20 protein-coding genes and 1 pseudogene are annotated in these 19,109 nt (G+C 68.2%); 3 read left to right on the forward strand and 18 right to left on the reverse strand.

Translation table 11 applies throughout. From position 1 onward, the window contains the following. Positions 1-26 precede the first annotated feature (26 nt). Positions 27-386, reverse strand: a complete 360-nt coding sequence (locus Sspor_RS35495; protein WP_202202766.1) for a PRC-barrel domain containing protein — start codon at positions 384-386, stop codon at positions 27-29. A gap of 264 nt (positions 387-650) precedes the next feature. On the opposite strand from Sspor_RS35495, the gene Sspor_RS40830 reads away from it, so the two are divergent. Together Sspor_RS40830 and Sspor_RS35500 are read left to right on the forward strand one after the other, a co-directional pair. After that, the gene (locus Sspor_RS40830) at positions 651-821 is read left to right on the forward strand and encodes a hypothetical protein (RefSeq protein WP_237404169.1); all 171 of its coding nucleotides are present in this window, start codon (positions 651-653) and stop codon (positions 819-821) included. A 60-nt stretch (positions 822-881) separates the two neighbouring features. Next, the gene (locus Sspor_RS35500) at positions 882-1,517 is read left to right on the forward strand and encodes a PP2C family protein-serine/threonine phosphatase (protein WP_237404170.1); all 636 of its coding nucleotides are present in this window, start codon (positions 882-884) and stop codon (positions 1,515-1,517) included. Here Sspor_RS35500 and Sspor_RS35505 read toward each other — a convergent pair. From Sspor_RS35505 to Sspor_RS35515, 3 genes are all read right to left on the reverse strand, one after another. Then, positions 1,462-1,800, reverse strand: coding sequence for a MerR family transcriptional regulator (locus Sspor_RS35505; protein ID WP_202202767.1), 339 nt, complete (start codon positions 1,798-1,800; stop codon positions 1,462-1,464). The two genes, Sspor_RS35500 and Sspor_RS35505, sit on opposite strands and share 56 nt — an antisense overlap. Positions 1,801-3,714: 1,914 nt before the next feature. Continuing rightward, entirely contained in the window at positions 3,715-3,918 is a 204-nt protein-coding gene (locus tag Sspor_RS35510) for a cold-shock protein (protein WP_202202768.1), read from the reverse strand. Between the two features lie 248 nt (positions 3,919-4,166). Continuing rightward, positions 4,167-4,505, reverse strand: a complete 339-nt coding sequence (locus Sspor_RS35515; protein WP_112452790.1) for a helix-turn-helix domain-containing protein — start codon at positions 4,503-4,505, stop codon at positions 4,167-4,169. Between the two features lie 866 nt (positions 4,506-5,371). Between Sspor_RS35515 and Sspor_RS35520 the strand changes: the two genes are divergently transcribed. Next, a complete protein-coding gene (locus tag Sspor_RS35520) occupies positions 5,372-5,782 on the forward strand; it encodes an ATP-binding protein (protein WP_202202769.1) in 411 nt (136 codons plus the stop codon). A gap of 57 nt (positions 5,783-5,839) precedes the next feature. On the opposite strand, the gene Sspor_RS35525 is transcribed toward Sspor_RS35520, so the two are convergent. From Sspor_RS35525 to Sspor_RS35590, 14 genes and pseudogenes are all read right to left on the reverse strand, one after another. Further along, complete coding sequence (locus Sspor_RS35525; RefSeq protein ID WP_372499587.1) at positions 5,840-6,016, reverse strand: hypothetical protein; 177 nt, start codon at positions 6,014-6,016, stop codon at positions 5,840-5,842. A gap of 95 nt (positions 6,017-6,111) precedes the next feature. Continuing rightward, positions 6,112-6,426 carry an SCO5918 family protein gene (locus Sspor_RS35530; protein WP_202202770.1) on the reverse strand — a complete coding sequence of 105 codons (315 nt, stop codon included), beginning with the start codon at positions 6,424-6,426 and terminating at the stop codon, positions 6,112-6,114. A gap of 49 nt (positions 6,427-6,475) precedes the next feature. Next, complete coding sequence (locus tag Sspor_RS35535; RefSeq protein ID WP_202202771.1) at positions 6,476-6,880, reverse strand: CBS domain-containing protein; 405 nt, start codon at positions 6,878-6,880, stop codon at positions 6,476-6,478. A 46-nt stretch (positions 6,881-6,926) separates the two neighbouring features. Continuing rightward, positions 6,927-8,435, reverse strand: coding sequence for a DEAD/DEAH box helicase (locus Sspor_RS35540; protein ID WP_202202772.1), 1,509 nt, complete (start codon positions 8,433-8,435; stop codon positions 6,927-6,929). 319 nt (positions 8,436-8,754) lie between these two features. Beyond that, positions 8,755-8,958, reverse strand: coding sequence for a cold-shock protein (locus tag Sspor_RS35545; protein WP_008734853.1), 204 nt, complete (start codon positions 8,956-8,958; stop codon positions 8,755-8,757). A 552-nt stretch (positions 8,959-9,510) separates the two neighbouring features. Then, the gene (locus Sspor_RS35550) at positions 9,511-10,191 is read right to left on the reverse strand and encodes a transposase (RefSeq protein WP_202202773.1); all 681 of its coding nucleotides are present in this window, start codon (positions 10,189-10,191) and stop codon (positions 9,511-9,513) included. 559 nt (positions 10,192-10,750) lie between these two features. Further along, entirely contained in the window at positions 10,751-11,140 is a 390-nt protein-coding gene (locus Sspor_RS35555; protein WP_202202774.1) for a hypothetical protein, read from the reverse strand. A 181-nt stretch (positions 11,141-11,321) separates the two neighbouring features. After that, the gene (locus Sspor_RS41200; RefSeq protein ID WP_272934856.1) at positions 11,322-11,453 is read right to left on the reverse strand and encodes a hypothetical protein; all 132 of its coding nucleotides are present in this window, start codon (positions 11,451-11,453) and stop codon (positions 11,322-11,324) included. A 618-nt stretch (positions 11,454-12,071) separates the two neighbouring features. Next, positions 12,072-14,192 carry an MMPL family transporter gene (locus Sspor_RS35565; protein WP_202202775.1) on the reverse strand — a complete coding sequence of 707 codons (2,121 nt, stop codon included), beginning with the start codon at positions 14,190-14,192 and terminating at the stop codon, positions 12,072-12,074. Between the two features lie 304 nt (positions 14,193-14,496). Beyond that, positions 14,497-15,840 (reverse strand): FAD-dependent oxidoreductase, encoded by a 1,344-nt coding sequence (locus tag Sspor_RS35570; RefSeq protein WP_202202776.1) that lies wholly within the window; start codon positions 15,838-15,840, stop codon positions 14,497-14,499. Further along, positions 15,837-16,796, reverse strand: a complete 960-nt coding sequence (locus Sspor_RS35575; protein ID WP_202202777.1) for a UbiA family prenyltransferase — start codon at positions 16,794-16,796, stop codon at positions 15,837-15,839. Before Sspor_RS35575 ends, Sspor_RS35570 begins: the two co-directional genes overlap by 4 nt. Beyond that, entirely contained in the window at positions 16,793-17,461 is a 669-nt protein-coding gene (locus Sspor_RS35580) for a methyltransferase (protein WP_237404172.1), read from the reverse strand. Before Sspor_RS35580 ends, Sspor_RS35575 begins: the two co-directional genes overlap by 4 nt. Before the next feature lie 114 nt (positions 17,462-17,575). Then, positions 17,576-18,655 (reverse strand): polyprenyl synthetase family protein, encoded by a 1,080-nt coding sequence (locus tag Sspor_RS35585; protein WP_202202779.1) that lies wholly within the window; start codon positions 18,653-18,655, stop codon positions 17,576-17,578. 235 nt (positions 18,656-18,890) lie between these two features. Then, positions 18,891-19,103, reverse strand: a pseudogene (locus Sspor_RS35590) (transposase); the annotation flags it as partial. Positions 19,104-19,109 lie beyond the last annotated feature (6 nt).

A 19,109-nucleotide genomic window follows, 5' to 3' on the forward strand; every position in this document is an offset into this window, starting at 1 on the left:
CCGGTGAGTTGCCGACCGGCGTCGGGTCAGGGCGCGAGCGGGCGGCGGAGGGAGACGTAGTAGTCGCCGACCGCGGACAGATAGCCGTGCTCGGCTGTTTCGCTGTCCGTCGTGAACCGGGGCGCGGCCTTGATCTCTTCCTGCGTGGCCGAGACCCTCAACACCTGCGCTGCCGTATCGATGCGGGTGACGGCGCCGGCCGGGATCAGGACGCTCCTGCCGAACACCCACACGCCGGTGTCGACCACCAGGTGCTGCATGCCCGGCTGGTCCTGCTGGCGGTCCACGTGCCCGATGACACCGTCAGCGGCTTCCACGGTGAAACCCGCCAGTGACTGCCCGGACGTGTAACTGCTGTCCTGCGCGTACATCCACACTCCGCTCACAGACCATCTCCTCGTCCTCGGCGACCGGGCGTGGTGGCTCGGTGCACCACCGGTTCGCGTCTGCCCGACCGCATGCCCCTGTGCTTGCCGCGCAACCGAGTCCGCAGAGCATTCCGGGCGTGCGCGCTACGCCCGTGGCCGGACAGTGGCTCCCAGCGCAGGCAGCTATGGGGGCGACACTTCCCGAGTCCGGGCCGCTGCCCGCTTGTCGGGTGAACCAGCTCGGCAGCACGGGCGCTCGCGGCAGCGGAAGCCGCCTCCTCTGTGGAGTCACTGGATGTCGTCGCCCGGATGCTCAGGGGCCGCCTGAACGCTGCTGCGGCCACGTTCCTGATCGTGGACTTCACCGGGTCGTCTGTGGTGCGGCTCGGGGCAGCCGACGACGTCGAGTCCAGTGAGCCCCCTGAGCGCGTCGCTCTGCCGGGCACCGTCTAGGCGGACGTACTGCGCACACAACGGCCTGCCGTCCAGCTGGAGGGAGACGGTCTGGTCAGGGTGGTGGCGCCCGTCACCAACCGCGGCGACGCCACCGGCCTGGTCGAACTGTTCCTGCCGGACCGTCCCGACGACGACGGGATGAGGCAGATCGCTGCGACCGCGCACGCCCTGGCTTACATCGTCATCGCCAACCGGTCCTTCACCGACGTCTACCAATGGGGCTGCCGTACCCGTCCCCTGAACCTGGCGGCCGAGGTCCAGCACCGGCTCCTCCCCGCCTCACCGGTATGTGAGGCGGCCCAGTTCATGGTCGCCGGAGCACTGGAACCGGCGACGCACGTCGGCGGTGACACCTTCGACTACGTCGTCGACCGCGACACCATGCAGCTCTCCGTCACCGACGCCATGGGCCACGACGTGGAAGCCGCGCTTCTCGCCACCCTGGCCGTGGGCGCCCTGCGCAGGGTGCGACGTGCCGGGGCCGAGCTCGAAGAACAGGCTGTCGAGGCCAACCAGGCGATCGTGGACAACGGCAGGCGGGGCTTCGTCACCGGACAGCTGCTGCGCGTCAGCCTCCTCGACGGGACCACCGAGTTCGTCAGTCGTGAGCCCGCCGATGACGACGGGCACGATCACCTCAGGCGGAGGTCGATGGAGCGGAAGATTCGCCGGCGCGGCGGTATTCGGCGTTGATGCGTTGGGCTTCTTCGAGTTGGTCTTCGAGGATGATGATGCGGCAGGCGGCTTCGATCGGGGTGCCGCGGTCGACGAGTTCGCGGGCGCGGGCGGCGATGCGCAGCTGGTAGCGGGAGTAGCGGCGGTGGCCGCCCGCGGAGCGGAGCGGGGTGATGAGGCGGGCTTCGCCGATGGCGCGGAGGAAGCCCTGGGTGGTGCCGAGCATCTCGGCGGCCCGGCCCATGGTGTAGGCGGGGTAGTCGTCGTCGTCGAGACGGCCGAACGAGTCGTCTGCTGTCATTGAACCTCTTTCTGGAACGCGTGGAGGGGCCCTGGTGCCTATGGCACCAGGGCCCCGAAGGAACTGCTACACCATCTGCCGACCTTGAGACTGCGCCGGCCTTCTGTTTCCGCAGACCCGACTCATGCGTGATCGGGGTGCGGGGATCGCGGTTGCTTGACCGGAGACCACCTCACTAACGATGTCCTGCGGTACCCGGGCTTCAACCTGCCGGCCCGGGCGATCCTGATGGCGCCAAGCTCCTCCGTTCTTCCCTCGATGATCAACTACTTACCAAGCGGGGTACTACTACTGGTGATGCTTACTGCTGATACTGCGTACTGCTAACCACTTGTACTGCTCGTGGCCTGGCCTAGCGCCACGTTTCGGCAGCCAGCCCCGTCGCCCGTCGTGCGTCTGCTCTGGCTTGGAACCCCACTGCCGAACCTCCCGGTACGCGCGCCCATATTCGACGCCTTCACCGAGGTGCTGCTCACTGTCTTAACTGCTGGGTACTGCACCTACGAGAACTGCACTTACAGGTACTGCCACTGCGTTAACTGCGGTACTGCTTGAGGTGGCCCCTGATCACTGCGGGCCTACCCGGTCCGGTCGTCAGTCCCGTCGCCGTCCTGCACCAGCCCTGGCTTCGGAACTCCACCACCGCACCGTCCTGCGCACTGCACCTACGGGTACTGCCGCCGGCAGTTCGTCTCTGCCAGGCCCTGCTGTCTCGCTGGGCTACGAGAGAAACCATAGCTACGCCATCGCCCAATGTCTACTCCAGCCGATATAGATTTTCTCTTGGCTGGTCAGGAGGTAATCGGGCTCGAACATGGCCGCTTCCTGAGGCTGCCGAGCTGGACCTGGACACCGGACGCGCCGCCGAGTTCGCCACGCCACTGCGGCGAGCGGTTGCCGATCCCGGCCGCTCCAGGGAGCGGAGGAGGGCCCGTTGCCGCCAACCGGAAACGGTGTCCAACGGGGTGGAAGAATCGTTTTGACGAACGTGACGGATGATCATTGGGTATACCTCGACCGCAGTGCTCAGGCCGGCAGCGGTAAGCGCAGAGCCGCTGCCCGTCTTCCGGAACAGCTGCGCCGGTGGCCTTCCCGTAGTCCGGCGCACGCCGGTGGGCAGGCCGGTGGAGAGGCCCCGGACGAGAGCACACCCCTGTACGCGCGGCTGGCCGAGGAGTGGGCGGCCCGAGGCGCCACCGTCCCCTGCTGTCCTGACCCGCTGTGGCAGCGTCTGGTCTCTGCCGAGCACTTCTGGCGCCAGACGGAGAGCACGTTGCGGCAGCTGCACCTGGCAGGGGACCCCCACCCTGCTGACGGCGCAGCTGCGTCGGTTCGAACGGAGGTACTCGCGTGATCCACGGCTCGCTGGTGTGCCAGGGTTGTTCCGGCACCCTCTACGCCGTTTCCACCACCTGTGCTCACTCGGCACCCTTCCCCACCTGGGAAGTCGATCACGACCGCACCCCGGCCTCCTGCCCCTTGCGGCCTCTCCTGCCCCTGGAAGGGGCGGCCGCTCACGTCTCCGAGCTTGCCCACGCCGATCACGTCCTGACCGAACCGTCCTGACGCAATCACGGGGCTCACCGTCATGGCCCTGACCCGGGCCCTACGGCCTGCCGGCCACGGGCCCGACCAGCCGGTCCAGTCGTGCGTACAAGGCGCGGACCATCCGGGCGCGGCCTTGGACACAGCGCACGCCGCCCTCCACCGAGATGACAGTCGCCGGTCTGCCTCCCCGTGAGTCGGTCCCGCTCCAGACGCGGATCAGGGCCGCGCAGCAAACGCTGCGCGGCCCTGATCCGGTACTCCTCGGATCCCGCCGACATCGCAGACGTCCGCTGTTCGGGCGCCTGCGAGCTGTATGGACAGCCGTGAGCGCCGATCGCGGTGGCCGCGCGGGCGGGGTGGGGAGGGTTAGGCCGGGTTGATGTTCTCGGCCTGGGGGCCCTTCTGGCCCTGGGTGATGTCGAACGTGACGACCTGGCCCTCCTGGAGCTCGCGGAAGCCCGAGGAGTTGATCGCGGAGTAGTGGGCGAAGACGTCCGGGCCGCCACCCTCCTGGGCGATGAAGCCGAAGCCCTTTTCAGCGTTGAACCACTTCACAGTTCCCGTAGCCATGTCTCATGCCTTCCAGTCGATGAACGCCTCCCGCTCCATGCGGAAGGCGGAGGTGATCGTCCTGGTTCCTGCGGCACTGCACAGCAAAACGCCCACACCAGGGCGTGGGCAAAGGGGACTTCCGAACCACGACAGCTGACGCAGACGCTACACGCCCCCAACGGCCTGTCACCATAGGGAGCACGGTGCGTCCTACCTCCGACACGCGCGGGCGGGAGTGCCCACCGCGACCGGCGGGCACGTCCACCTCAGGCCGCCGTGCGCGGGCGTCCTTCGGACGCTGGGGAGTGGTGCTCGGCGTTGACGCGCTGAGCTTCCTCAAGTCGGATCTCGAGCATTACGATCCGACAGGCCGCCTCAATCGGAGTGCCCTGGTCGACGAGTTCCCGGGCGCGGGCGGCAATACGCAGCTGGGAGCGGGAGTAGCGGCGGTGGCCGCCCTCGGAACGCAGCGGGGTGATCAGGTGGGCCTCTCCAATGGCGCGGAGGAAGGCCTGGGTGGTACCGAGCATCTCTGCGGCCCGGCCCATCGTGTAGGCGGGGTAGCCGTCGTCGTCGAGACGGCTGAACGAGTCGTCTGCTGTCATCGCACCTCACTGCGAAACAGGTGGAGGAAGGGGTCGGAACGAGGGGAGGGGCCCTGGCGCGTACGACACCAGGGCCCCGAAGGAACTGCTACACCATCTGCCGGCCCTGATACTGCGCCGGCCTTCTGTTTCCGCTGACCCGACCGAAAGGCTGTCGGGGGTGCGGGGATCGCGGTTGCTTGACCGGAGACCACCTCACTATCGATGTCCTGCGGTACCCGGACTCAGACCTACGTCCGGGCGATCCTGATGGCGCTTCAACTCCTCCGTTCATCCCTCGGTTTCAACTACATACCAAGCGGGGGACTGCGTACTGCTGGTCTTTCTCTTACTGCTGGTACTGCGAACCGCTGGTACCGCTCGTGGCCTGACCTAGCGCCACGTTTCGGCAGCCAGCCCCGTCGCCCATCCTGCGTCTTCTCTGGCTTAGAACCCCACTGCCGAACTTCCCGGTGCGCGCGCCCGCAGTCGACGCCTTCACCGAGGTACCGCTCACTCACTTCACTGCTGGGTACTGCCTGTGGCGGCCCCTGATCACTGCGGGCCACCCGGTCCGGTCGTCAGTCCCGTCGCCGTCCTGCACCAGCCCTGGCTTCGGAACTCCACCACCGCACCGTCCTGCGTACTGCAACTACGGGTTCTGCGTGTACTACTGCCGGCAGTTCGTCTCTGCGCGGCCCTGCTGTCTCTCTGGGTTACGAGAGAAACCATAACTACGCCACAGTCCAATGTCTACTCCAGCCAAGATAGATTTTTGAGTGCGTGTCGCTGAGGTAATTGGGTCCCGTCAGGTTGAACAGTCGTGGGTCAGGGAACAACGACCGGGCAAGCAAGGCCGGACACCGACAACAGACCCGGAGCGCGCGATGACCACGATGAGCGCCGAGTGCACAGCCCTTGCTTCTCTGTCCGCCGTCGCCGAGGCGCGCCAGGCCGCCCGGTCCTTCCTCGAAACCCTCGGGCAGCAGGCCATCGAGCCGGAGCACGCAGACACCGTGATCCTGGTCGTCTCCGAGCTCGTCACCAACGCCCTGCGTCACGGCGGCGGCTCCTACACGCTCCGGCCGGCCGTGCACCCCGACACCATCGAGGTCGCCGTCGAGGACTCCAGTCCCCTCCCGCCGCGCATGCGTACCCCCGACCTCGTGGACGGCACCGGGGGGTTCGGCTGGCACATGGTCAACGACCTGGCCCACGCCACCGTCGTCACGCCCACGCCCACGCCTGAAGGCGGGAAGACCGTACGCGCCCTCCTGCCCCGTCGGACCGGCGCATAGGCGCGAGCCTGCGGTCGGGTAGGCGATTCAGGGCCTCTCCGCGCGGAGTCATGGCGGTCAGGACTCGGTGCCGGGCAGGAGTCGGAGGGTCTGGTCCAGGCCGATGATCCGCAGGACGTGCAGCGTGTGGGCGGGGACGGCGGCGAGTGCGATGTCGGCTTGGGCGGCCTGTACGCGGTTGCGGGCGGCGATCAGGGCGCTGATGCCAGGCCGCCCGGAGTGCGGCCCACCCAAATGCGCTTCCCTGTGGGTATGCGAAGGGCCCGACCGGCGCGTGCCGGTCGGGCCCTCTTCGCTGTTCGGGTGGCGGCATGCGCCGGGCCCACTGGTCAGGCGGTGACGGGGGTGCCGAGCATCGCGGAGGCCCGCTGGAGGGGGTTGAGTGCGCGTGTGGCCATGGCGGTTCGGGGGAGGCTTCCGCGGCAGGTGAAGCCGAGCTGGGTCATGGCGCGGAGGACTTCGCCGGCGCTGAAGTCGCGGCGGTCTTGGCGGGTGATGACCTGGCCGACCTGCTTGACGGGGTAGGTGCGGCGGCCGATGATCACGGACTCGCCGATGACCTGTTCGGGCTTGATGCCCTTCATGGACTCCAGGACGCCCGTCTTGGTCAGGTCGAACGGGAAGCGGGCGATGACACAGCGCATGATGCCTCACAGGGTGAAGAGGGGAAGGGTCCGGCCACGGTGAGGTGGTTCAGCGTGCGAGGGCGAGGACGCCCAGGGCGCTGCCTTGTTCATCGACGACGGGCAGGGCGTCGAGCCTGCGGTAGTGCATCGCGTGCTCGGCTTCGGCCATCGTGGTCATGGGCGAGGTGAACGGCCCACGGTCGCCGAGGACATCGCGCAGACGGAGCCGGTCGGTGTACGCGGCGCTGTCGCGGATGGCGCTGAGCCGCTCGCGCGTGATCAGCCCGGTGCAGAGGCCGTCCTCGTCGCAGACGAGTAGATGGTCCGTGCGGGAACTGGCCGTGACGGCCAGGGCCACCTCGACGGTCATGTCGTCACAGACCTGCGGACCGGCCGCCTCCATGGCGTCGTCCACCGTCCGGTGCGCGAGGTCGGCATGCGCGGAGCGGGGCTGCATCTGGACCAGCGTCAAAATCTGCCTCCTGCAGAGATGGGTCAGTTTCCTGATCACGTGGTTCTCAGGCCGCCGCATCAAAGGCGGACTGCCGCGCGCTCGCCCGCCGGGCGACCGAAGCAGGGCCGCGCCGGCCGCGGGAGGCCGTGCTGCGCTTGGGCCGCTCGGACACCGGTGCGGTGATGGTGACCGGGATGCCGGAGGGCGCCTGCGCGCCGGTGATGCGGGTCAGGACCTCGTCGCCGGAGTGGATCTGGGTGGTCTGCGGGGTGATGCCCGCGGCCTGCATGAGGCGTGCCATCTCGCGGCGCTGGTTGGGGGTGACCAGGGTGACGACGCTGCCGGACTCGCCGGCGCGGGCGGTGCGGCCGCCGCGGTGGAGGTAGTCCTTGGGGTCGGTCGGCGGGTCGACGTTGACGACGAGGTCGAGGTTGTCGACGTGGATGCCGCGGGCCGCGACGTTCGTGGCCACGAGGACGCTGACGTGCCCGCTCTTGAACTGGGTGAGGGTACGGGTGCGCTGGGGCTGGGACTTCCCGCCGTGCAGGGCCGCGGCGCGCACCCCGTTGCTCAGCAGGTGTTCGGTCAGCCTGTCCACGCCGTGCTTGGTGTCCAGGAACATGATCACGCGGCCCTCGCGGGCGGCGATCTCGGTCGTGGCGGCCTGCTTGTCGAAGTTCTGGACGTGCAGGACGTGGTGTTCCATCGTGGTGACGGCGCCCTGCGAGGGGTCGACGGAGTGCACGACGGGGTCGGTCAGGTAGCGGCGCACCAGCAGGTCGACGTTCCGGTCCAGGGTGGCGGAGAACAGCATCCTCTGCCCTTCGGGCCGCACCTGGTCCAGCAGGGCGGTGACCTGGGGCATGAACCCCATGTCGGCCATCTGGTCAGCCTCGTCGAGCACGGTGATCGCGACCTGGTTCAGCCGGCAGTCGCCACGGTCGATGAGGTCCTTCAGGCGGCCGGGCGTGGCGACGACCACTTCCGCTCCGGCGCGCAGCGCCTGTGCCTGCCGGTAGATGGGCATGCCGCCGACGACGGTGGCCATGCGCAGCTTGACCGCCCGGGCGTAGGGGGTGAGCGCGGCGGTGACCTGCTGGGCGAGCTCACGGGTGGGTACGAGGACCAGTGCGAGCGGCCGGCCCGACTCGGCGCTCTGGCCGGCCGTACGGGCCAGCAGCGCGAGGCCGAAGGCCAGGGTCTTGCCCGAGCCGGTGCGGCCACGACCCAGGACGTCACGGCCCGCGAGGGTGTTGGGCAGGGTTGCTGCCTGGATCGGGAACGGCGTGACCATGCCCTCACGGGTGAGCGTGGCGAGCAGCTGGGCCGGCATGGCGAGGTCGGCGAAGGCCTCGACGGCGGGCAGTGCGGGGGTGATCGTCTTCGGCGGTGCGAACTCGCCCTGGATCGCGGCGGGCCGACGACCGTAGCCGCCCGAGCGGCTCGGACCTCCGGAGCGGCTCGGGGCCGAAGAGCCGAAGCGGCTGCCCCGGCCCGAACCGGAGCCGGCGCCGAAAGCGGGGCCGCCGGTGCGGCTGCGGGAGGAGCGCTCGTTCGTACGCGTGGGGTTCATGCGGAACCTTCCTTGATACGGCACGTATCAAGGAATTCCCGCAGCGTAGGAGCGGCGCAGGGAATTGCGAGAACGGGCCGAATGGAATGCGAAAGCAGATCTGGCGGACAGAAAGTCTGCACGCGCTCAGTCGCTGGAATAAGGTGGCGCCATGTAGGCGCGGCAACCAAAATAATTGACTCGGGTGCATATCCGAGAGAGCCGCTCGGCCGAGTGTCTCCATGCTCAATGCCGCGGGTGGACCCACCGCGGGAAATACGTGCAGCTGGGGCCCGCACCCCGAGGGATGCGGGCCCCAGCTGCAGAATGCGTGTCAGCGTCAGGCGGGAACGATGTTCTCGGCCGTCGGGCCCTTCTGGCCCTGCGCGATGTCGAAGGTGACCTTCTGGCCCTCGTTCAGCTCGCGGAAGCCCTGGGCGGCGATGTTCGAGTAGTGGGCGAACACGTCAGCGCCGCCACCGTCCTGCTCGATGAAGCCGAAACCCTTTTCCGCGTTGAACCACTTGACGGTACCAGCAGCCATGTCATATCTCCTTTGGGGCAATACATCGGCGACTGCACTGTGCGGACGCCGTGTCGCCGCGATGATGCCCCGCCCGGTAAACGACCGGAAAATACAAAGCGCTTCCAGTGGAATGAATTCCAGTCTGGAGGCGCTTGAAGTTCTTGGGTACCAAAACTGCAACCGAGAACGACAGTAGCACGCTGCAGCGGCTTGTGTGCGTTGAATATTTCCGGCCGCCGTGTTGCGGTAGAAACTCTCCCCGCGGGATCCGTTAAATCCTTAGGTCGCGGTGACAGATATTGATTCACCCCGACCGCAGCGTTTTTTGGTTGTTCGCCACCAGCTGCAGGAGGCGGCAGCGAAGTCGGCTGGTTGGAGACGTGTTGGGGACAGGTTCCGACGTGGCGGACCGCTGGAGCGGTCCGCGCGGTGACGAAGTCCTGTACGGCAACGAAGTCCTGTACGGGCAACGAACGCGCCTCGGGAGGGGCTCGACCAACCCGGCGCCACTGGCGGTTCGGAGGCCCGACAGTGGCCGCCCCAGCAGGCCTTGCAAGCGCGATCGCTGCTTCACCGGGCGGCTCGGACCGTGCGATGCCAGAGCGAGTCTCTGGATCCGAGGATCTCGGCGCCGGGATGGTCGCGCAGCCAGGCAGCGAAGGTCTCGGAGGTGCGGTCGGGCAGGACGTCCACGACGCGGCCGGCTTCCACGTCGACGAGGATCGTGCCGTAGGTGCGGCCCTTGCGGAAGGCGAACTCGTCGACTCCGAGCACTCGCGGAGACCGTTCCGGCGCCGTCGGTGGTTCCAGCAGCTCCAGCAGCTCCAGCAGTCGCGTGCGTCCGGCGGCGAGGTGCATGCGGCGGCACAGCCGTTCGCCGGCCCGCCCGCCGAGCTCGACCTGGCGGAGCCAGGTCTTCAGCCCGAGGCTGGAGCGGCGATAACGCTCGCTCAGCCCGCTGACCTGCTCGACAAACGTCCGCCGTGGACACGAGGCCCAGTCGCAGAAGAACCGCCGGACCCGCAGCCGCACGAGCAGCTTTCTCCCAGACAAGGGCCGCTCGGCCAGAGACCGCTCGTAGCACGAATGCACCCGCCGAGCTCGGGCACGGCATCCCGGGCATCTAGGTGGCGGCCCGCAAGCGGCCGCCACCACGACCAGGGCCTCCGCCGTGAACTGCATGGCCTCCAAACGCACATCGACGCCCGGGAACAGCACATCATCCAGCGAGCAAACCCCCACCACACGCATGCCCTGCCGAAACGTTCCAGCATGCGGCTCCTGACCTGGGATTTCACGGAACTCCGGGCAGAGCCATTTTCACGAATCCTCATCAGCACCCCGTTGCCGTGTTCGCCCGCCGCTCTCGACGCCGAGCTGCACGCCGCCCTGGCCGCTTTCGACGCTGCGGCCGCTCCGTGGCGTGAGGCCCTCGAGGACCTGGACGAAGACGTCCTCGCCGAGTCCGCCGCCGAAGCGCGGGCCTTCGGCGCCGGCCCGGCGGCCGTCGTCGACGAGCTGGTGCGCTGCCTGCTCAGGCAGTTGGCCGACTGGCAGCAGTCGATCGGCGAGCTGGGCCGCGCGCTCACCACGGCAACTGAAGGCCGACCGCTACCCGGCTGGTCCACAGACGCCGGCCGCACCGAGGACATCGGGTGGCGCCAGGCCCGCACCACGCTGCTCGAGGCCGTCGCACGCCACCACCACGCTCACCTGCTCGCCGCCATCGTCGAGCTCGGCGGTGAGCTGGAGCTCCCAGCTACCCGTAACGGGCGCTTCAGGGGCGCGGTCATCCCAGAAGGCTGCGCGGTCAGCGCCGGCCGCCGCCGATGCGGCGGTCGTCGGCCAGTGCGGTCAGCGGGCCGAACTCGCAGGCAAGCTGGTTCCACGTCAGAACCTCGCCACAGCGGGCCGGGAACTCCTTCGGGTTGAACTCGGGCATGGTCCAGGTGCCAGTGCCCCGGTCCCGCAGCCACAGGTCCCCGTCACCGTCGACCACAGTCGGCGGGACCGGTACGGGCTCGGCCTGATCGGTGGGTTCCCAGGTGACCCGGCCCGGGTGGGAAACGCGGCGCAGCTCGGTGGTGGCCAGCCGTGCGGCCAAGTCACGGGTGGACTCTTCGGTGTCCTTGACCGACGCGAGTCGGAATGCGTCGTCAAGTACGGGCAGGGCTGGATTCTTGCTGCGCTTTGAACTCATACGCTGACTACCTCCGGTGGGGGGCGTCACATCCGTTATGGCACCCCGTAGAGGAACACGGTATCCGAGGCGGGAGCCGGGCCGGCTACGACCACTGTCCAGGTGGAGGCGCTGGCACACCGGGCGGTGGGGCTAGGTGGTGAGCTGGTCCTGGACGTGGCGCAACCAGTGGTGGTAGCGCTCAGATATGGCGGTCCGGGTTTGAGAAGGTGAGGCCGCCGGGGGCGAGCGGACGTCGGGCCGGGGCGGGTGCGGGCTCGGGCTCGGTCTCGCCGGGCGGCTGGCGGAAGTCGGCGCCCTGCTCGACCGGCATCAGCCGGCGCCCACCCGCCTGGGCGGGTACGGGAGCGTCGGAAGCGGGCTCGGAGAAGGCGGGCAGCGAGAGCGGTCGGCCGGACCGAGAGGCTGATCGCCAGGGTGCGACCGATTGTAGGAAGCCGACAACCCCCGCAGCGGTCCTCGCAGCGGCGTCCGCCGCGCCGTCTCGGCGAGCTGGGCTAGATTACGGCGCGGCACCGCTCGGTGCGCCTTCGCGTGCTCCACTGCACTGAGCATCGGGCGGTCCGGGTTTCCACGGTCGCCCCGGTCCTCGGGCACGAGGACCTCCAGCTCCTCGTGGAGCGCGGGGACGAGGATGAAGCGCGGGTGTGGTACTTCGTTGCGGTCTTCCCGCTGAGGGTGTGGCACGAGCTCCACAGCCCGATAGACCCGCTGGGTGAGCGGCGTCGCCGGGCGGGGAATCACGCCGCGTCAACCAAACCTGACCTGACCGGCGGATGGGGTCACCACTCCGCCGACGTTCTTACGTTCTTCGGCGGTGAACTCCTGGCCCCCGCCGCCGCGCGACCACCCGGCCGACAGCGGCGACATAGGAACGTCGGATCCGATCAGGACCAGGCTCTCGTCGTCCGGTCCGGCTGATCAGCGCCGTTCAGGAGGCGGTGACGGGTTTTCGCCATGGTGCGGGCGTCCACCAGTTGGCGGGGCCGAGTGCTGCCATGACGGCAGGGACGAGGATGCCGCGTACGAGAACGGCGTCGACCAGGGCGCCGATGGCGATGCCGAGGCCGGTGAATTTGAGGAGGCTGACGTCTGAGGTGCCCATGGCTGCGGCGGACAGGGCGAGGGCTGCGGCGGCACTGCTGACGAGGCGGCCGGTGCGGGCGATGCCATCGATGACGGCGGTGCGGTTGCTGCCGGTGCGGTCGTATTCCTCGCGGATGCGGCCGAGGAGGAAGATCTCGTAGTCGATGGACAGGGCGAGGGTGACGAAGAGGGTGAACAGGAGCATGGGGGTGTCGAGGGTTCCTGTCACGGTGAAGTTGCCGACCAGGGTGCGGCCGTGGCCGTCTTGGAACAGGACTACCAGGATGCCGAGGCTGGCTCCCAGGCTGGCCACGGCGACCAGGACGGCTTTGATCGGAGCGATGATCGTGCGGGTGTAGGCAGCGAGGAGGGTCAGGAGTGCGCAGGCCAGGAGGAGGAAGCACAGGGGCATGGTGTTGCGGATGGCCGTGATGGTGTCGGTGACCTCTGCGGCCCGGCCGCCCACCAGGACGGCCCCGGGTGCGGTTGTGGCTCGTACGGCCCGTACGACTGTTGCCGCCTGCTCGGTGCCGGGGTCGGCGGCTGAGGCGAGCAGGAGCACGGCGGCGGGGGAGGGGCGGCCGGTGAGGCTGGGTCCGTTCGCGGGCTGGGCGGGGCGCACGATGCGGACGCCGATGATGTGGGGGACGCGGGCCAGTCGTTGCGTGTAGGCGGGCAGGCCTCGGGCGGTATCGGGGCCGGTGACGACCAAGGTCAGCAGCCGTTCGGGTGGGGCGGCGAAGGCGTCCCTGACGTGCTGGGCGGCGGCCGCCGCCGGGGCGGAGGGCGGCAAAGTGCGCTCGTCCGCCAGGCCGAGCCGGGCGTGGCCAAGCGGCAGCGTGATCACTCCCAGCAGGACGGCCGCGAGAGCGGTGGTGAGCAGGGGACGTGTGGTGACCGTGCGGGCGGTGGACCGCCAGAATTTGCTGCCGTTCTCGTGGTGTGTGCGTCGCCACCGGGACAAGGGATCGAAAGCGTAGGTGTGCGGGCCGAGCAGACGCAGGAAAGCGGGTAGTACTAGCAGGGCAACGGCGGCGGACAGGATCGCGACGATCATGCCCGCCATGGACAGGGCGCGCAATACCGGTACGGGCACCACCAGTGCGGCCGCGAGGCAGGCGGTGATCGCGGCGGCGGAGAAGACGATGGACCGCCTGGTGGAGTGCAGCGCGGTGGACAGCGCTTGCTGTGCGCTGTCGCCTCGTGCGCGCTGCTCGCGGACCCGGGCCAAGAGGAAGAGGCTGTAGTCGACTGCGAGTCCCGCGCCGATCGCTGAGGCGGCGTTGACCGCTGCCCAGGAGACTTCGGTGACCTGGGCGAGCAGTCCCAGCACGGGGATGGTGCAGCCGACTGCCAGCACGGCCACCAGGACCGGCAGGAGGGCGGCTACCAGGGAGCCGTAGGCGAAGACCAGCAGCAGGAACAGTACGGGAGCTGTGATCAGCTCTGCCCGCATGAGGTCGCGTGCGCTTGTTTCGTCGATTTCCTCGTTGGCGGCAGCTGGACCGCTGGCTTCCACCCGCAGGCCGCCGGCCGCCGTGCGGGCGGCTTTGATCAGGCGGGAGACATCAGGCGGGGGCTGTCCGTCCGTCTTCTTCAAACGGGCGGCGACCAGCATGGTCTTGCCATCCCGGGAGCGCAACCACGTGTTCTCGCGCGCGGTGGGGGTCCATACGCCGGCCACTTCGCGGTCGCCGGCCAGGGCTGCGGCCACTGCCACGACGCCGTCTGCCAAAGGCGGCTGCGCCGGGTGCGTTCCGGCGGGGGACAGGGCGAGGAACAGGTCTGGAGAGGGAACACCCAGCCGTTCGGCCCGCCGCTGGGCGTGCACTGCTTCGATCCCGGTGGCCACCGAGCCGCCGGTGGCCAGCGATGCCATCGCAGTCGGCGCCAGGACACCGGCGCACACCGCGGCCAGCATCGCCAGGACCACGGTCAGCCAGGCTCGTCGTCTCGACGGTTTCATTCGCGCCTTCCCTGGTGTGTCGCAGGCCCTGTCCAACGATCACGTTGTCGGCCCGGTACGTGCCTTGTTCTGCCGCTTCTGCTCTGGCTGGTCCGGCCGGGCCAGCGCAGCAGAGGCAGGCGGGTACCGCGGAGCATGAGCCGTCGCGACGCCGCCGGTGACCTGGTGGCTGGGCGGCCAAGGGGGGAGCAGGTCGAGGTGGCGAACGCCGTAAGGAAGCGGCCGGTCATCCCCGGACCGTGGAGGTGCTGGCCGCGCGTTGGGCCGGCCAGGTCGGTTGGCACCGCAGCGGTGGGCGGTCCGGTCACTCGACGGGCCCTGTCCCCGGTTTCTGAGGTCGCAGTGCCCCGAGGAGAACGCGTGGGCGCATGAGCGCGGTCGGCCGGTCGATCAGCCCTGCGACTCGCATCAAGGCATTCGTGACGGCGGGGTCCTTCGCCGCCGCATGATGCAACCGCGTCACGTACGCGTTCCCCATCCGCGCGGTGAGCCCACGATGCCCTGCCATTCCGTTGTACTTGAGGTCGTTGGTCGTCGAGATGAACCACGGCTGGTCTACGATCCGCCCGACTTCGCGCATGAACGCGATGGTGCTCGGCGTGCCGCGTGACAGGCGCCGGCGCAGGGCCATCACTTCCATGGCCGCGACGGTCATGCCCTGGCTGTAGTTGGGGTTGAGGCTGCACACTGCGTCGCCGAGCACGAGTAGCCGCTCGGGAAGGCGAGGCAGCCGTTCGTAGTGTCGGCGCACGCTCGCCGGGAAGCGGAAGCAGACCGGGTCGCTCAGCGGCTCGGCGTGCCGAATCTGCTCGTAGACGTCAGCGACGGGCAGAGACCTGGCGAATGCGAGAAATCCGCCGGGATCGGTCGGTGGATGGTCGCCGAGGATGCCGGTCAGCGACACGATGCAGGTTTTCCGGTCGACCTGACCGAAGAACGCCCCTCGCGGGAACTCGCGTGATGCAATGCAGTTGATGAACTGCGTACCGTTGAGCATGTCCGGGCGGCGTCGGTAGAGCCGTGTGGTGTAGGCCAGACCGATCGCCATCCGCTGCTCGACGGGTCGCTCGTACCCAAGCTCCTCCAGCCATACCGGCGTGCGCGATCCGCGGCCGGTGGCATCGACGAGCAGATCCGCGTCGAGATTGAATGCGCTTCCGGCATCCGCTGCCGTCGAGCGCAGCCGGACCCCGGTCACCTGTCTGCCGTCCGGTGTGGAGAGAAAGCCGAGAACGTCAGTCCGCTCCAGGAAAGTGACGTTGGGCAGCGCGGCGACTTTGTCGCGGAAGTACTCCTCCAACACGGGCCGCTGGGCGGTCACGGACGGTAAGCCGGTCCGCGTGGACCGGAACGGCCGGGCGTTGAAGTACCAGCGCTGCTCGCCCAGATCCCCCACTGGAAGTTTTGCGTGCAGCATGTCCCGAAGCAGGTTGGGAAAGAGTTCCTCCAGGATGAGGCAGCCGCGGGCGTGCAGTCCGTGGGCATGCCCGGCATGGGGAGTGCCGCGCCGGGGCCGGTTCACGCTGACCACCCGGTCGCGGTCAACGACGATGACTTCACGGTAGAACTCTGAGAGGACCCTGGCCGAGAACGTTCCGGCGATGCTTCCTCCGAGCACGACAGCCCGGTCGCCAGCGCTTTGGTTCATGAGGGGCGCCCCGTCAGGAGCGCGGTGGCGAGGCCGAGGAACCCGAGGTCGATGGAGATCAGCACGAGGAACCGGGCCTTGCGCAACTGGCGGCGGTACACCCCGTAGTACAGCTGGGCGAGTTGGAGTGCCACCGCGGGAGCGCTGAGCACGATGAATCCCGCGTTCAGCCGTGTCGTGGTGAAAAGCAGAACAAGCAGTACGGCGTTGACCGCAACCAGCACATGAAGTACGACGGCGAACGCCAGGGGTGGCAGGACGACGGCAAGGGTTTTCCGGGAGACGGCAGCGTCTCCTGCCCGGTCGGAGGCGTTCCCGTACGACACCACCAGGAGCAACCACAGTCCGAACAACGCACTCATGAGGAGCGTCTCACGGCTGACGGTTCCGGCGGCGAACCAGTAGGGCACGAGTACGGTGCAGACACCGGTGAAGAAGATCGTCGACTCGAGCCCCAGCGGCCGGTAGCTCAGCTTGAGGCCGCAGGAGTACTGGACAGCGAGAGCCGGCACACTGAAGGCGACCACCATGGCCGGTAAGGGAACCCGCCAGTCCAGAACGCCGGCGGCAAGCGAGATCGTGAGTATTCCGCCGATCCACGTCACGACGGCGAACCCGATCGCCTCCGGCGAGGTCAGAGCGCCGGTGAGCAGTGGTTTCCTCACCCTCGTCACCAGTGGCCGTCCCGCGTAGTTACGGGCGTCACTGCCGTTCAAGAACCCGCTCACGTCGTCGGCGGCTGACGCGCTCCACTGGATGGCCAGCGTGCCGACAAGCATGAAAGCCATGGCGAGCGGCGTGCCGCCGCTCAGGAAACCGTCCGATCGCAGGAGCAGCAGCCCCAGGGCCCAGCCATAGACGTAGTGGTACACCCGGGCCTTGGCGAGCCTGAGGTAGCTGATCATTTTGGGCCGGGGCCTGATCGAGGCGGCGACCGGCGTTTGCGTGGCGGTCACGCGCTCCTCCGCTCATCGCGGACGCCGACGGCCTCAAGCAGTTGGAACGTCACTGGAACGTCACCAGCCCGGCGGGTCGTCCGTTCCCGCTCCGTGAGCCGCACACCGCACCGGGCGGCCAGTGAGTTCAGCCGGCCGGGGTCACCGAGGCTGTTGAACCCTAGGAACAGGCGACCCGAATCGGTCAGCCGTGCCAGGCCCTCGCGCAGGTACCTGTGGTGCGTGGCGTAGCCACGATCGAAGATCGCGTGCTGCATGGGGCGTGTGTAGACGAACTCCTCGGGGGCGCAGATGACGTTGGAGTTCCAGAACACCACGTCGAACTGTTCACCGGGCGCCAGGGCGTCGTACAGATCGCTGTGCAGCACGTTCATCCGGTCGGTCACACCGTGGCGGACGGCGTTGAGCTCGGTGTTGCGCACCGCCTCGGGGTTGATGTCCACCGCGGTGACCCGCGAGCACCCCGCCAGCGCCGCCATCACCGCGGTCACGCCGGCTCCGCAGCCCACTTCCAGAAAGCTCCCCCCTACGGGGAACGGCAGCCATTGGGTGAACAGCTGGGTGGAGTCGGTGTGGACCGGAGCGAACACCTGGGGAATGAGATCCCACCGCAACCCCTGCATCTCGAATTCCTGTGGCTTCCTTCCTCCGTCGTGCCGCTCCACCAGCTGCAGGCCGACATCGAAGAGGGAGTCATCACCCGGTGCAGCAGCGGGGGCGAGGAGTGAGGGGACATGCCGACTTGCCATGACAGTTCCTTGTTCGGGGTGAGGGCCTGTTCAGTGGTCGCGGCGGGTGGCCATGTCGGCCAGATGCCTCAGGGATGCGGCCGCGGCAGCCGGGAAAGGAAAGCTGTCGAGAACAGTCAGGGCACGCACCCGGCGTTGGTCGATCATGTCTTCAACGGCGTCGCGCGCTCCCGTGGCGACGAGAATGTCGCGGACGTCCTGGGCACCGGTACGGTCGAGCCGAGCGTTCCCGATCAGGGCGCGCAGAGCGCCGGCCTGGACCGAGTCGGCACGTTGCCTGGCAATGGCCAGCAACACGGTGTGCTTGCCGTCACGCAGATCGTCAAGATCGGATTTGCCGGTGGTTCCCGGGTCACCGAAGACCCCGAGCAGGTCATCACGGAGCTGGAAGGCTTCACCGAGCGGAACGCCGTAGGCGCTGCACGCGGCCAGCATGCCCTGATCGGCGCCCGCCAGGTGCGCACCGGCCAGCAAGGGATACTCCACGGTGTAACGGGCGGTCTTCGCACGGCAGATGGCCAGTGCTTCCTCGACTGCGATGGCGGAGCTTCCCGTCGCGAGAAGGTCGAGGTACTGGCCGGTCATGGCTTGCAAGCGCATGGCGTCCAGCAGGGCCCTGAGCGTTCCTGCCCGAGGGGTGGCCAGCTCGGCGACCTGGAGCAGGTCGTAGGACCAACACAGCGCGAGATCACCCAGCAGGATCGCCATGTTTACGCCGAAACGGTCGGGCGAGGCATGCCGGGCATGGCTTCCGGCGAGCGTGCGGTGCACCGTCGGACGGCCCCGCCGGACGTCGCTGCCGTCCATGACGTCGTCATGGATCAAAACGCCGGCGTGGAACAGCTCCAATGCGGCGCCCAGATGAGTCACGGCGATGGTGCCGCCGTGCCCACCTGCGGCTTGCCAGCCGTAGTAGCACAGCAGCGGGCGCAGCCGCTTGCCGCCCGACAGGAACCCTTCCAGCAGTTCCACGAACATCGCGATTTCAGGACCGCCCGATGCCTGCTCCTTGTCGGCGAGGAACCGTGCAAGCAACGCATCAACCGCCGAACAGTCCCACGGCGCAGGTGCATCCGCTCGTACCGTGCCGCGGGATGTTAAAAGCGACATGCAAATCCTCCAGGTGGGCAAACCGAAGAGACGGGCGTGCGGTAAGAGGCCCGTCATCGTGAACGCCGGAACCACTGTTCGCTTGCCGGTCACATCACGGCTGAGGACCGATCAGGCTTCGCTGTGTCGAAAACCATGACCGCGAACGATGCCGCGAAGCCGACTACTGATCACGCGTACACATTCGCACCGTATCAGTCCGGACACGAAGAGTGACAATCAAGGGTGGTCGGGGTTACTGGCGGGCTGCGGAGAGTCGGCCGTCGAAGGTGATGTCGAAGGCGTTCAGGGCGGTTTTCCAGCGCATGGTCCAGCGGGCCTGGCCCTTCCCTGTGGGGTCATGCGACATGATCGCCATGTAGACGCACTTCAACGCTGCGGTCTCGTTCGGGAAGTGCCCGCGGGCCTTGACCGCCCGCCGGATCCTGGCGTTCACGGACTCGAAGCTCTCTTG

It is taken from the genome of Streptomyces spororaveus, assembly GCF_016755875.1.
GTDB classification, from domain to species: Bacteria; Actinomycetota; Actinomycetes; order Streptomycetales; family Streptomycetaceae; genus Streptomyces; species Streptomyces spororaveus.